Consider the following 13,989-nt stretch of genomic DNA (forward strand, 5'->3'; position numbering starts at 1 on the left):
CGCGCTGACCGCGGCGCTGGTCGACATCCCCAGCGAATCGAGAAACGAAGCGCGCCTGGCCGACGAGGTCGAGGCCGCGCTGCGCGCTCAGGCCTCCGGTTTCGAAATCGTCCGCAACGGCAACGCCGTGCTGGCGCGCACGCGACACGAGCGGCCGTCGCGAGTCTTGCTGGCCGGCCACCTGGACACCGTCCCGGTGGCCGGAAACCTGCCCAGCCGCCAGGAGGACGGCGAACTGCATGGCTGCGGCACCGCGGACATGAAATCCGGCGACGCGGTATTTCTCCATCTCGCCGCCACCGTCGCCGAACCGGTGCACGACCTGACCCTGGTGATGTACGACTGCGAGGAAATCGACGCGGCGGCAAACGGATTGGGTCGCATCGAACGCGAGCTCCCGGACTGGCTGTCCGCCGATCTGGCCATCCTGGGCGAGCCCACCGGCGGCTACATCGAAGCCGGTTGCCAGGGCACCTTGCGCGTGGTCGTCAGCGCCACCGGGACCCGCGCGCATTCGGCGCGGTCCTGGTTGGGAGACAACGCCATTCACAAACTGGGTGCGGTGCTGGAGCGGCTGGCCGCGTACGAGGCGCGCAGCGTCGATATCGACGGCTGCATCTACCGAGAGGGCTTGTCGGCGGTGCGCATCGACGGCGGCGTGGCGGGCAACGTCATTCCCGACGCGGCCGCGGTGACGGTCAACTTCCGCTTCGCCCCGGACCGGTCGGTGCCCGACGCGCTGCAACACGTGCACGACGTGCTCGCCGGGCTGGACGTGCACATCGAACAGACCGACGCCGCGGCGGGCGCACTGCCCGGACTGTCCCAACCCGCCGCCAAGGCCCTGGTCGAGGCCGCGGGCGGTAACGTCCGCGCCAAGTACGGCTGGACCGACGTCGCCCGTTTCGCCGCACTGGGCATACCGGCGGTCAACTTCGGGCCCGGTGATCCCAACCTGGCGCATCGGCGCGACGAACGCGTGGCGGTCGCCAACATCACCGCCGCGGTGGACACGCTGCGCGGCTACTTGAACGGCTAAGCCTTATCGGTACCGCACCGCCGCGCCTGCGCGGCGGCATCGACCGCGGCGGCGTGCATCCCGATCGACGCCAGCTCGTCCGACACCGCCCGCAGCGCCGCGGCATCGGCGGCGGTAAGCGCGCGGGCATGGGCCAACGCGATTCTGCCTACGACACAGTCGACCTCGTCGCAGAGCCGGGCCAACGGATCGGCGGCCCGGGTGTCACCGAGCCGCACCGCCTCGTGCCAGACGCGCACTGCGACGGCCCGCTGCCCGCCACGCTCGGCCGCGCGGGCGGCGTCGCGCGCGGCGGCCACCGCACCGTGCGAGTCGCGCATCAACGCCAGTCGCCATGCCCGCGCCACCCCGAGTTCGGGTGCGAACAACGCCGACTTGGTTCCGTGTCGGGATTCGGCTCTGCTCAACGCTTTAGCCGTCGCGGCGGTGTCACCCAGCTGGGCCAGCGCCGTGGCCAACAGGGTCAGCGACAGCGGCCCCCACGAGTAGCCGGTGCGTTGCAGGATGGCGGCAGCAGGGGTCAGAACCGTTGCCGCAGAAGAGAATTCGCCTTCGGCGATCAACACATGCGCCAGCAGCACCTCGCCGATCGCGCGGCCCGGTTGCTGCAGTTCGGCGAAGTCGGTGAACTGCCGAGCGAGTTGGCGGGCCTCGTCGAGCCGGCCCGCCAATATCAGCGTGGTCGTTTGGCCAAGCCCGATGGTGAACCGAAGCAGCCCGGGATGTTCGGCGCCCAGGGCGCGCTGCGCCAGCGGCTCGACGTCATCGAATCGGCCCTGCCGCGCCGCGCACAGCGCGGCCGCACTCCCGGCCCAGGCCACCGCCTGGTCATCGGCCGCCGGTGCGGCGAGCACGTCGCGGGCGACCTTGACCGCGTGCGCGACGTTGCCGGCGTTCATCGCGAAGGTCGCGGTCAGCGCGTCGAGGGTGTTCCGCGGTCCGGTATCCGCGACGCGATTACGGACGGTCCGCAGGAAGGCGGTGGCACGCTCCGGCTCGCTCAGCATCCAGAACTGGTTCGCCGACCGCAGCAGGGCCCAGTCCATGAGGGCGGCTTCGGTCAACCCGGTGGAGTCGACGTCGGCCAACACCGAATCGGCCTCGCGGCCACGACCCTGCCACGCCAGCGCGTGTGCCAGCGCGAGCCGCGCCGCCAGGCCGGCGGAGCGCTCGAGCGCCGAGCGTGCCAGCCGCTCGCCCAGCGACAGGTCGCCCAGTCGCAGCGCCTGCTGCGCGGCCGCGACGATGTCGGCGGGCCGCGGGGGCGCGTCGCTGTCCAGCGCCAAGGACACCAGCCGCAACCGGTCGCTGAGATGGTCGGACGGATGCCGTGACAGCAGCTCGGCCAGCGCGGTGCGTCGCCGGCGCGCGTCGTCGGGGTCGAGCGCGGCCCGCGCCCGCTCGGCGAACAGGGGGTGCGCCGTATACACGACCGGGTCGTCGGAAGCCCCGCCCCGCACCCGGGTCTCGGCCGCCCCCCAGTTGACCGCCTCCGCCACCGCGCCGTCACCGGCGAGGATGGTCAGATCGGTGAGCGACAGCGGCTCGCAGACGGCGAGGTAGTCCAGCACCGCCCGCGCCGCGGTGGGCAGCTCGGTGAGGAAGGTGTCGACCTCAGCGGGTGGCCCGGACCCCTTAGTCCCACCGGGCGGCTCGATATCGATCCGGGCGAGCAGCCCGTCACCCCACAACGCGGCGATCGCTTCGGGGGCGGAGTCGGCGCGGGCGGTGGCGATCAGCCGCGCCGCGCCGGTCCGCGCCAGCTGGTAGACCAGCGTGGCCGACAGCACGTCCAGGTGCTGGGCGTCGTCGATGACGAGCAGCAGGTCCTCACCGCCCAGCGAGGCGCGCGCTGCCCGCAGCAGTGCGGCGGGCTTGCCGATGTCGGCGATCTGCACCAGATGGCTGAAGGCCCCGAACGGGACCCCGCGTTCGGTCGGGGTGCCGGTGACCCAGCGGATGAGCGTGTCGGGGTGCTGCTCGGCGTAGTGCTCGGCCGCGACGCGGGCCAGGGTGGATTTGCCGACACCGTCGGGTCCCAACACGACCGCCCCCCGGCCCCCGTCGGCCAAGGCCCCATCCAGCCGCTCTGAGGCCGTCGCATGTTGGGGGACGTTCCATCGAATCGGCACTGCCGGATTTTATGGCGGACGAGCCCGCCGGCAAGGCGAAAGCCCCAGATATGAGGGGCTATCGCGGTTGGTCTACCTTTGGCGGATATGCGCGGGGAACGCGATTCGGCAGGCGAATGGGCGGTGTGTGTGTACTGCGCGTCCGGCCCGCAGCATCCCGAATTGCTCGGCGTCGCTGCAGAACTCGGCGAGGCGATCGCCGCGCGCGGCTGGACTCTGGTGTGGGGCGGCGGCCGTGTTTCGGCGATGGGCGCGGTGGCGAGCGCGGCGCGGGCCCGCGGCGGCCGCACCGTCGGCGTCATCCCCAACGTCTTGATGCGCCGAGAGATCGCCGACGCCGACGCCGACGAGCTGATCGTCAGCGACACCCTGCATGAGCGCAAGCAGATCATGGAGGACCGCGCCGACGCGTTCATTGCGCTGCCGGGCGGAATCGGCACCCTCGACGAGTTGCTCGACACATGGACGACGGCCTACCTCGGTCTACACGACAAACCCATCGTGCTGCTGGATCCGTTGGGCCACTACGAAGGGCTGTGGCTCTGGTTGTGCGGATTGCTGGACAGCGGTTACGTCTCCCAGGCGGCGGTGGACCGATTGGTGCTGGTCGACAAGGTGAGTGCCGCGCTGGACGCGTGTGCGCCCGGCTGAGCTCGCCGCCGGTTCGGTCGCCCCTACTAGGCTGTGCGCCGAGCTTGACTTTGGGAAACGAATCGAGGGGATCACGTGTCCGATCGTGACGGGGGAGCACGCGCGTCGGTCAAACTGACCGACATCGCATCTCGGGTGCCGGCCGTGCTGGCCGACCTGCCGGTGATCGCGCGCGGAGTGCTGACCGGGCTGCTGGCCCAGCCAGGCTCCAAGAAATCGATCGGCACGGTGTTCGCCGAGCGGGCCGCCCGCTACGGCGACCGGATCTTCGTGCGGTTCGGCGATCAGCAACTGACCTACCGCGACGCCAACGCGGCCGCCAACCGATACGCCGCGGTGCTGGCCGCGCGCGGAGTCGGCCACGGCGACGTCGTCGCCATCATGCTGCGCAACTCGCCCAACGCGGTGCTCGCCATGCTGGCCGCGGTCAAGTGCGGCGCGGTCGCCGGCATGCTCAATTACCACCAGCGCGGCGAGGTTCTCGCGCACAGCCTCGGCCTGCTGGACGCCAAGGTGCTCATCGCGGAGACCGATCTGGTCAGCGTCGTGGCCGAGTGCGGCGGCTCGGGCGGCACCCAGACGTTGACCGTCGAAGACCTGGAGCGGTTCGCTGTCAGCGCTCCGGCTACCAATCCGGCGTCGGCGTCGGCCGTGCACGCCCGAGACACGGCGTTCTACATCTTCACCTCGGGCACAACCGGTTTCCCCAAGGCCAGTGTCATGACGCACCTGCGGTGGCTGAAGGCTCTCGCGGCGTTCGGCGGCATCGGGTTGCGACTCAAGAGCTCGGACACCCTCTACTGCTGCCTGCCGCTGTATCACAACAACGCGCTGACCGTGGCGTTGTCGTCGGTGATCAACTCCGGGGCGACGCTGGCGTTGGGCAAGTCGTTTTCGGCGTCGAAGTTCTGGGACGACGTGATCGCCAATGAGGCCACGGCGTTCGTCTACATCGGCGAGATCTGCCGCTACCTGCTCAACCAACCGCCCAAGCCGACCGACCGGGCGCACCAGGTGCGCGTGATCGGCGGCAACGGGCTGCGCCCGGAGATCTGGGACGAGTTCACGACACGATTCGGCATCCCGCGCGTCTGCGAGTTCTATGCCTCCAGCGAGGGCAACACCGCCTTCATCAACATCTTCAACGTGCCCAGGACCACGGGCATCTTTCCGATGCCGGTCGCCTACGTGGAATACGACCCCGACACCGGGCAGCCGCTGCGTGACGACAGCGGGCGGGTGCGCCGGGTGCCCGCAGGGCAGCCCGGGCTGCTGCTCAGCCCGGTCAACCGGCTGCAGCCCTTCGACGGCTACACCGACCAGGAGTCGACCGAGAAGAAGTTGGTGCGCAACGCTTTTCGTGAGGGAGACTGCTGGTTCAACTCGGGTGACGTGATGAGCCCGCAGGGTCTGGGTCATGCGGCGTTCGTCGATCGACTCGGTGACACCTTCCGCTGGAAGGGCGAAAACGTGGCCACCACGCAGGTCGAGGCGGCGCTGGCGTCGGACGAGTCCGTCGAGGACTGCACGGTCTTCGGGGTCGAGGTGCCCCGCACCGGTGGTCGGGCCGGGATGGCCGCGGTCAAACTGCGCGACGGCGCCGAGTTCGACGGGCAGTCCCTGGCCCGTGCCGTGTACGAGCAGCTGCCCGGCTACGCGCTGCCGCTGTTCGTGCGGGTGGTGGAGTCGATCGAGCAGACCACGACCTTCAAGAGCCGCAAGGTGGAGTTGCGCGAGCAGGCCTACGGACCCGACGTGCAGGACCCGCTGTACGTGCTGGCCGGGCGCGGCGACGGCTACGTGCCGTTCTACGACGAGTACCCCGAAGAGGTGGCTGAGGGGAAACGCCCGTAGGGCAGGCGCACACGCATCCCCGAGCCGCACGCCCCGCGGTGACCGGGCACCATATACGTGTGCATTCGACACCGCCGGCTTCGGCCGGCCGCTCGACACCGCCGGCTTCGGCCGGCCGCTCGACGCTGTGCGGCCGCCCAGTCGCGGGCGATCGCGCGCTGATCATGGCGATCATCAACCGCACCCCGGACTCGTTTTATGACAAGGGGGCGACCTTCAGCGACGAGGCCGCCAGGGCGGCCGTGCACCGGGCCGTGGCCGACGGCGCCGATGTCATCGACGTCGGCGGCGTCAAGGCCGGCCCGGGCCAAGAGGTCGACGCCGACACCGAGATCGCGCGGCTGGTGCCGTTCATCGAATGGCTGCGCGACGCCTACCCCGACCAGGTGATCAGCGCCGATACTTGGCGCTCCGAGGTCGCCAAGGTGGCCTGCGCGGCCGGTGCGGACCTGATCAACGACACCTGGGCTGGCATCGACCCCGCCCTGCCGGAGGTGGCCGCGGAGTTCGGGGCGGGCCTGGTGTGTTCGCACACCGGCAACGCTCGGCCGCGCACGCGCCCGTTCCGCGTGAACTATGGAACCACCACGCGCGGCGTGGTCGACGACGTCATCGCCCAGGTCACCACCGCCGCCGAGCGGGCGGTCGCGTGCGGTGTGGCCCGCGACCGGGTGCTGATCGACCCCACCCACGATTTCGGTAAGAACACCTTCCACGGGCTGCTGCTGTTGCGTCACGTCGGCGACCTTGTTGACACCGGGTGGCCCTTGCTCATGGCTTTGAGTAACAAGGACTTCGTCGGGGAGACTCTGGGTGTGGAATTGACCGAGCGGCTCGAGGGAACGTTGGCGGCCACCGCGCTGGCGGCGGCCGCCGGCGCGCGGATGTTTCGCGTGCACCAGGTCGCGGCCACCCGCCGGGTGCTGGAAATGGTGGCCTCGATCCAGGGAACACGCCCGCCGGCCCGCACGCTGAGGGGGCTCGCATGACGACATCGGACCTGGTCGCCGGCGATCTCGCCAGCGACGGGATGCTCGCCGCCCGGCCGGGAGACACCTGGTTGGCCAACCGCAGCTGGAGCCGTCCCGGCTGGACCATCGCCGAACTGGAGGCCGCGAAGGCTGGGCGGACCATTTCGGTGGTGCTGCCTGCCCTCGACGAGGAAGAAACCATCGAGTCGGTGATCGACAGCATCTCACCGCTGGTCGACGGGCTGGTCGACGAGCTGATCGTGCTGGACTCCGGTTCCACCGACGACACCGAGATCCGGGCTGTCGCCGCCGGCGCCCGCGTTGTCAGCCGTGAGCAGGCGCTTCCCGAGGTGCCGATACGGCCCGGCAAGGGCGAGGCGTTGTGGCGTTCGCTGGCGGCCACCCGCGGCGACATCGTGGTGTTCGTCGACTCCGACCTGATCAACCCGCACCCGATGTTCGTGCCGTGGCTGGTCGGCCCCCTACTCACCGGCGACGGTGTTCACCTGGTCAAGAGCTTCTACCGCAGGCCCCTCAATGTCGCCGACGTGGGCGGCGGAGCGGGTGCCACCGGCGGCGGGCGGGTCACCGAGCTGGTGGCCCGGCCGTTACTTGCGGCGCTGCGGCCCGAGCTGGGCGGCGTGCTGCAGCCGCTCGGCGGCGAATACGCCGCCACCAGGGAGCTGCTGACCTCGGTGCCGTTCGCTCCGGGCTACGGCGTGGAGATCGGCCTGCTGGTGGACACCTTCGACCGACTGGGTCTGGACGCAATCGCCCAGGTCAACCTGGGTGTGCGGGCGCACCGCAACCGGCCGCTGGCCGAGCTGGGCGCGATGAGCCGTCAGGTCATCGGGACCCTGCTGTCGCGCTGCGGGATCCCCGACTCCGGGGTCGGCCTGACCCAGTTCATCCCCCTCGGGCCCGACGGGCCCGACGGGCAGAGCTACACCCGGCACACCTCGCCGGTGTCGCTGGCGGACCGGCCGCCGATGCAGGCAATCAGACCCAGGTAGGTCCCGGCGCGGTCACGCTGGACGTCGCGGTGTCGGCGGCATAGGGCAATATCGATCCCGTGGCGTTGGTGTTGCTGTACCTGGTGGTTCTGGTGCTGGTGGCGATCGTCCTGTTCGGCGCGGCCAGCCTGTTGTTCGGTCGCGGTGAGCAGCTCCCGCCCCTGCCGCGGGGGACGACGGCGACGGTGCTGCCCGCCTACGGGGTGACCGGTTCCGACGTCGACGCCGTCAAGTTCACCCAGGTGCTGCGCGGATACAAAACCAGCGAGGTCGACTGGGTGCTGGACCGGCTCGCCCGCGAGCTGGAGGCCCTGCGCGGCCAGTTGGCCGCGGTGCACGCCTCGCCGGTCGCCGAACAGCCGACCGAGGAGGATTCCGGGGAACCGGGCGAGGGCGAGGATCGTCAGGACTCAATGTGAGCGACGACGAGCTGGTCCGGTGCGGCTGGGCGGCCATTCGGCCCGGGCCGGACTTCGAGATGTACCGCGACTATCACGACCAGGAGTGGGGCCGCCCCTTGCACGACGGGGTGGCCCTGTTCGAGCGGATGAGCCTGGAGGCCTTTCAGAGCGGCCTGTCGTGGCTGATCATCCTGCGCAAACGGGAGAATTTCCGACGCGCGTTCTCCGACTTCGACATCACAACGGTCGCCCAATACACCGACGCCGACGTGCAGCGGCTGCTGGTAGATCAGGGAATTGTGCGCAACCGCGCCAAGATTGAGGCGACGATCGCCAACGCGCGCGCGGCCGCGGAGCTGGGAACTTCGGCGGACCTGGCGGAGCTGCTGTGGTCGTTTGCGCCGTCGCCGAAGTCACGGCCGGACGAGGCGTCCCAAATTCCCTCGGCCACCGACGAATCCAAGGCCATGGCGCGTGAGCTCAAGCGGCGCGGGTTCCGCTTCGTGGGCCCGACCACCGCGTATGCGTTGATGCAGGCAACCGGCATGGTCGATGACCATATCCGCGGTTGCTGGGTGCCCCCGACCGCCCGCTGAGCACACAGTTGTGGGTCTTTGTACAAGCGGTGACCTGGATAGGGAACAATGGGGGGGTGATAACTCAGTTCGATGCCGGGCATGGCTTGAAATTCGCTGGCGGGGCATGCTCGGTGCCGACCAGGCCCGCACGGGCGGGCCAGCTCGAACCTGGAGGGAGCACTCGATGGCGGCGATGAAGCCCCGGACCGGAGACGGTCCTCTGGAAGCGACGAAGGAGGGGCGCGGCATCGTGATGCGGGTACCACTTGAAGGTGGAGGTCGACTGGTCGTCGAGCTGACGCCCGACGAGGCCGCTGCCCTCGGTGACGAACTCAAGGGCGTCACGAGCTCCAGCTAGGGCTTGCCGCCGAACGAGACTTGGCGGTGCTACGCACACACCTTCCGATAGATCTCCAGGGTCTGCTCGGCGACGTGGGCCCAGGAGAACTCCTCGACGCAGCGTTGGCGTCCTGCCTCGCCGTAGCGCTGCGCTTTTTCGTGGTCGGCAATGAGCTCGTTGACCGCCTCGGCCAATCCGGCCTGATAACCCGCCACATCGTCGGGGTCGTAATGCACCAGAGTCCCGGTAACCCCGTCGGCGACCACCTCCGGGATTCCGCCGACGTCCGAGGCCACCACCGCGGCCGAGCAGGCCATCGCTTCCAGATTCACGATACCCAACGGCTCATACACCGACGGACACACGAAAACTGATGCCGCGGACAAAATTTCGCGTAACTCCCCGATGGGAAGCATTTCTCGGATCCAGAACACACCGGTACGGCAGCGGGCCAGGCCGGCGACCGCGCCCCGGATCTCGTCGGCGATCTCCGGGGTATCGGGGGCGCCCGCGCACAGCAGCACCTGCGCCTCCGGGCTGAACCGGTGGGCGGCCGCCACCAGGTGCGCGAGTCCCTTCTGGCGGGTGATCCGACCCACGAACACCACGAGGGGCCGGGCCGGATCGACGCCGAGTTCGGCCAGCATCGATCCGGTTTGCATCGGGCCCGCGGGGCACCAGACATCGGTGTCGACGCCATTGCGGATGACGTGCACGGCGCCGGGATCCAGCGCGGGGTACACGCGCAGGATGTCCTCGCGCATCGCGGAACTGACCGCGATGACGGCGTCGGCGGCCAGGACCGCGGTGTGCTCGACCCAGGTGGAGATTCGGTAGCCGCCGCCGAGTTGCTCGGCCTTCCATGGGCGCAGCGGCTCGAGCGAATGCGCAGTCAAGACGTGCGGGACGTCGTAGAGCAGCGCGGCCAGATGCCCGGCCATGCCGGTGTACCAGGTGTGTGAATGCACCACGGTGGCCGCCGATGCCGCACTGGCCATCATCAGGTCGGCGGACAGTGTCGTCATCGCCGGGTTGGCGCCCTGTAACCGCGGGTCGGGCTGGTGCACTTGCACTCCCCGGGCACCCGGCCGCGGTGCGCCCATGCAATGCACGTCCACCGCGCACAGCCGCCGCAGTTGGGTGACGAGTTCGGTGACGTGTACTCCCGCGCCCCCGTAGACCTCTGGGGGGTATTCCCGAGTCATCATCGCCACCCGCATACCCGCACCGTAGTTCGATGACGACGAGGCCCGCGAGCCGGGCTGAACAAGGTTTGGACGATCTGTTTGCCGGCAAAGCCAATTAGCTTGACGGACAGCCCCACAGAACGCTGGCAATAGCCCGTTCCCCCTGGCAGCGTCTCGCGGCGGCCGATAGGTTTGACACCATGAGGGAAGCACCACACGTGCTGGGCATCGTCCTGGCCGGCGGTGAGGGCAAGCGGCTGTATCCGCTGACCGCGGATCGCGCCAAGCCCGCGGTTCCTTTCGGGGGCGCCTATCGGCTGATCGACTTCGTGCTGTCCAACCTCGTCAACGCGCGCTATTTACGGATCTGCGTTCTCACGCAGTACAAGTCGCATTCACTGGACCGTCATATTTCGCAGAACTGGCGGTTGTCCGGTTTGGCCGGTGAGTACATCACGCCGGTGCCCGCGCAGCAGCGCCTCGGTCCGCGCTGGTACACCGGTTCGGCCGACGCGATCTATCAGTCGCTCAATCTGATCTACGACGAAGACCCCGACTACATAGTGGTTTTCGGTGCCGACCACGTGTATCGGATGGATCCCGAGCAGATGGTCCGGTTCCACATCGACAGCGGGGCCGGCGCGACGGTAGCCGGTATCCGGGTGCCGCGCAGCGAAGCCACCGCGTTCGGGTGTATCGACTCCGACGAATCCGGGCGCATCCGCCAATTCATCGAGAAGCCACTGGATCCGCCGGGTACCCCGGACGACCCCGAGACGACGTTCGTGTCGATGGGCAATTACATCTTCACCACCAAGGTGCTCATCGATGCGATCCGGGCGGACGCCGACGACGACCATTCCGATCACGACATGGGCGGTGACATCATCCCGCGGTTGGTGGATGACGGGATGGCCGCCGTCTACGACTTCAGCAACAACGAGGTACCCGGCGCCACCGATCGTGACCGGGCGTACTGGCGGGACGTCGGGACGCTGGACGCGTTCTACGACGCGCACATGGACCTGGTGTCGGTGCATCCGGTGTTCAATCTGTACAACAAGCGCTGGCCGATCCGCGGCGAGTCAGAGAACCTGGCGCCGGCCAAGTTCGTCAACGGCGGCTCCGCGCAGGAGTCGGTGGTGGGTGCCGGCAGCATCATCTCGGCGGCCTCGGTGCGCAACTCGGTGCTTTCGTCCAACGTGGTGGTCGACGACGGCGCGATCGTGGAGGGCAGCGTGATCATGCCCGGCGCCCGGGTCGGCCGCGGTGCGGTGGTACGCCACGCGATCCTGGACAAGAACGTCGTCGTCGGCCCGGGCGAGATGGTCGGAGTGGATCTGGAGAAGGACCGGGAGCGCTTCGCGATCAGCGCGGGCGGCGTGGTCGCTGTGGGCAAGGGCGTCTGGATCTAGCTCGACCGGCGCGGGCTCAGGGGACCTCCGGGATCAGCAGGTGCGCGTCGCGATCCGGACCCCAATGCAGGGTGACGCGACCGCGCGGTGAGCCCGCGTAGGCCGCCGGGAATTGGCCGGTCAGCGGGTTTCTCGGAGACAGCCAGCGGCCGCCGACTACCAGTCGCAGCTGCTCGCCGGCGCGGAACAGCGTCGCCGACGGGCCCAGCGCGACGTTGACCTCGACCACCTCGCCGGCGGAGACCGGCCGTGGATCGGTACCCGTGGTGACGGGTTCGGCCGGGCGGGAAAGCTCGGGATCCAGGGTGCGCAGCGAGATTCGCTGCCAGCCGGTGGTCACCCGGTCGCGGCCATACCCGTAGGACCCCTCGAATCCGACGAAGCGGCCCCTGAACCGGCCCCAGCGCCACTTCTCCACCCCGACAAACAGGTTCGCGTCGTCGCAGCCGCTCAGTTCGACCCACAACCGGGCGGCCATCGGCCCGGTGAGCTCGATGTCTTCGGGGGCCGTCCAGGTGAAACATGCTGCACGAGAACGTGTTCCGAAGCTCACGCTGCCGGGGCTGATGGGCGGTTCGGATGTCAGCGTCCCGTTGGCGCCCAAATATGTTGGGCGCCAACGTGTGCGGGCCAGCGGCCATTCGGCTTCTTCGCGCACCGCGGTGACCGTGTCGCGGTCCTCGCGTACCTCGAGGCGCACACTGCGCGAAGCCGGAGCGCCGTCGAGCACGCCGCGGAAGAACCTCAGCTGCTCGGCCAGTGCCGACTCGGAGTAGAAGGTGGTCCACTTGCCGCCGCGATGCGTGTAGAGCCGCGCGTGGCTGGACCCGCCGTGCGTGAACGCGCGGACGGAGCCGCGGCTGTGCAGGTTGTTGTCGGAGAGGCTGCCGCACACCAGCATGGGTACCGTGATCGAGGACAGGTCCGGTACCAGTGAGCGCCAGAATTCGTCCCGCAGCGGGTGGATGTCCTGCATGTGTTCGAGGTCGTAGGTCTGCCGCGTACCGCGTCGCACGTTTCGTGACCACATCCGGGTGAAGCCCCGCTCCCGGACGCCACCAGGAAATGTCAGGTCGCGGTAGGCGTCGGTGAAGCCCTCCCACGGGCAGATCGCCCGCAGCGCCGGCGGCTGCAGCGCGGCGACGGCGTACTGGCTGATGGCCAGGTAGGACACCCCGAGCATGACGACGTCGCCGTCGCTCCACGATTGGCCGGCGATCCACTGCACCAGGTCGTAGGTGTCCTCGGCCTCTTGTCGCGACAACAGGTTTCCGGTGCCATCGGAGTGCCCGCAGCCGCGCGAGTCGGCATTCACCACGACGAAGCCCTGCGCGGTCCACCTCGCCGGGTCGGGCGCCTCCCAGCCGGTCAGCGCCGAGAAGCTCACCGATCGTGGCTGGCGCAATGCCCGGTACTGCGCCGAAAACGTCCACTTGTCGCCCCGCCGTTTCGGCAGGTTGTCCTTGCCGTAGGGGTGGATACTGAGGACGACCGGTCGGGCTTCGGCGCCGGATTGACGAAAGACGTTGATCCGCAAGACCGTTCCATCGCGTGTGGGGACGGCGAGGTCACGCTCGACATGGAGGTCGGCGGGCGGGTCGGTGACGGTGACGGGGGGTTTGGCGACGCCCCGAATCCTGCTCAATGCGTACCGCAGCCCGCCGGGACGTCGCCACGGGCGGTCCAGCGCCGGTCGCCGATTGTGCACCACGTCAACACCCTAGGCGCGTGGGTTACCAGATGGAGGGAACCAACCGGTAGCGCACGCGTTCGGCGTACTCGCGGTAGCCGGGCAATTCGTGCATGAGCAGCTTTTCCTCGTCGAAGATGCGCAGCGCGAGCACGACGACGCCCGGGATGATGAAAAGCAGGCCCCAATAAGAGCCGAGTGCCAGGGGGATGCCGATCATCATGATCACGTTTCCGACGTACATCGGGTGGCGGACGAATTTATAGAGGCCGCCGGACACCAAGGACTGGCCCGCTTCCACCGTGACCGTGGCGCCCGCATAACTGTTCTGGACGATCACCAGCATGGCGATCCCGAGCCCGGCCGCCACCAGCACGTCGCCGAGCAACGATACCCAGGCCGGCACCGACGACCAGCCGAACCGATGGTCGAGTGCACTGAACACCATCGTCACGAAGAGCCCCAGAAACGAGGCGGTGATGATGAATTTCTGGGCGGTCCTGGTTTCGGCCCGCGGGCCCGCACGCATGCGTCGCTGCAGGGCCGCAGGATTGGCGCGGCTCAGGTAGACCGTGGGCACGATGGTCGCCACCGTGAACACGGCGATGAAAACCCACGCCTGCCAGTAGTGGAGCGTGCCGGCCGGTAAGAGGAGGATCAATATCCACGAGAGAATGCCTCCGATGGATGTCGTCGTCACTCGGATCCCGGTTTTCAT

General features: G+C 68.8%; 13 protein-coding genes. 9 read left to right on the forward strand and 4 right to left on the reverse strand.

What is annotated here, in order from left to right; genetic code table 11:
• The first annotated feature begins 4 nt into the window (after window positions 1-4).
• Entirely contained in the window at window positions 5-1,039 is a 1,035-nt protein-coding gene (dapE, locus tag Q0W90_RS09335; RefSeq protein WP_297774267.1) for a succinyl-diaminopimelate desuccinylase, read from the forward strand.
• Here the strand turns inward: dapE and Q0W90_RS09340 are convergent.
• Window positions 1,036-3,171, reverse strand: coding sequence for an AAA family ATPase (locus Q0W90_RS09340; protein ID WP_297592339.1), 2,136 nt, complete (start codon window positions 3,169-3,171; stop codon window positions 1,036-1,038). The genes dapE and Q0W90_RS09340 overlap by 4 nt on opposite strands.
• A gap of 87 nt (window positions 3,172-3,258) precedes the next feature.
• Here Q0W90_RS09340 and Q0W90_RS09345 point away from each other — a divergent pair, with 87 nt between their 5' ends.
• From Q0W90_RS09345 to Q0W90_RS09375, 7 genes are all read left to right on the forward strand, one after another.
• The gene (locus Q0W90_RS09345) at window positions 3,259-3,822 is read left to right on the forward strand and encodes a TIGR00730 family Rossman fold protein (RefSeq protein ID WP_297698221.1); all 564 of its coding nucleotides are present in this window, start codon (window positions 3,259-3,261) and stop codon (window positions 3,820-3,822) included.
• Between the two features lie 75 nt (window positions 3,823-3,897).
• Window positions 3,898-5,676 (forward strand): long-chain-acyl-CoA synthetase FadD6, encoded by a 1,779-nt coding sequence (gene fadD6 / locus Q0W90_RS09350; RefSeq protein ID WP_297698223.1) that lies wholly within the window; start codon window positions 3,898-3,900, stop codon window positions 5,674-5,676.
• 164 nt (window positions 5,677-5,840) lie between these two features.
• The gene (gene folP / locus Q0W90_RS09355; protein WP_297592445.1) at window positions 5,841-6,665 is read left to right on the forward strand and encodes a dihydropteroate synthase; all 825 of its coding nucleotides are present in this window, start codon (window positions 5,841-5,843) and stop codon (window positions 6,663-6,665) included.
• Window positions 6,662-7,660 carry a glucosyl-3-phosphoglycerate synthase gene (locus Q0W90_RS09360; protein ID WP_297592346.1) on the forward strand — a complete coding sequence of 333 codons (999 nt, stop codon included), beginning with the start codon at window positions 6,662-6,664 and terminating at the stop codon, window positions 7,658-7,660. The genes folP and Q0W90_RS09360 overlap by 4 nt, the downstream gene beginning before the upstream one ends.
• 59 nt (window positions 7,661-7,719) lie before the next feature.
• Entirely contained in the window at window positions 7,720-8,079 is a 360-nt protein-coding gene (locus Q0W90_RS09365; protein WP_297592348.1) for a DivIVA domain-containing protein, read from the forward strand.
• Window positions 8,076-8,657 (forward strand): DNA-3-methyladenine glycosylase I, encoded by a 582-nt coding sequence (tag, locus tag Q0W90_RS09370; protein ID WP_297592350.1) that lies wholly within the window; start codon window positions 8,076-8,078, stop codon window positions 8,655-8,657. The genes Q0W90_RS09365 and tag overlap by 4 nt, the downstream gene beginning before the upstream one ends.
• A 166-nt stretch (window positions 8,658-8,823) precedes the next feature.
• Window positions 8,824-8,997, forward strand: coding sequence for a DUF3117 domain-containing protein (locus tag Q0W90_RS09375; RefSeq protein ID WP_003878471.1), 174 nt, complete (start codon window positions 8,824-8,826; stop codon window positions 8,995-8,997).
• Window positions 8,998-9,026: 29 nt separating this feature from the next.
• On the opposite strand, the gene glgA is transcribed toward Q0W90_RS09375, so the two are convergent.
• Window positions 9,027-10,199: a glycogen synthase gene (glgA, locus tag Q0W90_RS09380; RefSeq protein WP_297592407.1), complete on the reverse strand. Its 1,173-nt coding sequence runs from the start codon at window positions 10,197-10,199 to the stop codon at window positions 9,027-9,029.
• A 167-nt stretch (window positions 10,200-10,366) separates the two neighbouring features.
• Between glgA and glgC the strand changes: the two genes are divergently transcribed.
• Window positions 10,367-11,581, forward strand: coding sequence for a glucose-1-phosphate adenylyltransferase (gene glgC, locus Q0W90_RS09385; RefSeq protein WP_297592408.1), 1,215 nt, complete (start codon window positions 10,367-10,369; stop codon window positions 11,579-11,581).
• A 16-nt stretch (window positions 11,582-11,597) separates the two neighbouring features.
• Here the strand turns inward: glgC and Q0W90_RS09390 are convergent, their stop codons facing one another.
• Window positions 11,598-13,292, reverse strand: coding sequence for a CocE/NonD family hydrolase (locus Q0W90_RS09390; RefSeq protein ID WP_297774244.1), 1,695 nt, complete (start codon window positions 13,290-13,292; stop codon window positions 11,598-11,600).
• Between the two features lie 22 nt (window positions 13,293-13,314).
• Window positions 13,315-13,989, reverse strand: coding sequence for an isoprenylcysteine carboxylmethyltransferase family protein (locus tag Q0W90_RS09395; protein WP_297592412.1), 675 nt, complete (start codon window positions 13,987-13,989; stop codon window positions 13,315-13,317).

It is taken from the genome of Mycobacterium sp., from assembly GCF_025933915.1.
Taxonomy (GTDB): Bacteria; Actinomycetota; Actinomycetes; order Mycobacteriales; family Mycobacteriaceae; genus Mycobacterium.

Coding starts and splice junctions, on each gene's coding strand:
- Q0W90_RS09345 (WP_297698221.1), top strand. CDS start 3,259: ATGCGCGGGGAACGCGATTCGGCAGGCGAATGGGCGGTGTGTGTGTAC.
- folP (WP_297592445.1), top strand. CDS start 5,841: ATGGCGATCATCAACCGCACCCCGGACTCGTTTTATGACAAGGGGGCG.
- Q0W90_RS09360 (WP_297592346.1), top strand. CDS start 6,662: ATGACGACATCGGACCTGGTCGCCGGCGATCTCGCCAGCGACGGGATG.
- Q0W90_RS09375 (WP_003878471.1), top strand. CDS start 8,824: ATGGCGGCGATGAAGCCCCGGACCGGAGACGGTCCTCTGGAAGCGACG.
- glgA (WP_297592407.1), bottom strand. CDS start 10,199: ATGCGGGTGGCGATGATGACTCGGGAATACCCCCCAGAGGTCTACGGG.
- glgC (WP_297592408.1), top strand. CDS start 10,367: ATGAGGGAAGCACCACACGTGCTGGGCATCGTCCTGGCCGGCGGTGAG.
- Q0W90_RS09395 (WP_297592412.1), bottom strand. CDS start 13,989: ATGAAAACCGGGATCCGAGTGACGACGACATCCATCGGAGGCATTCTC.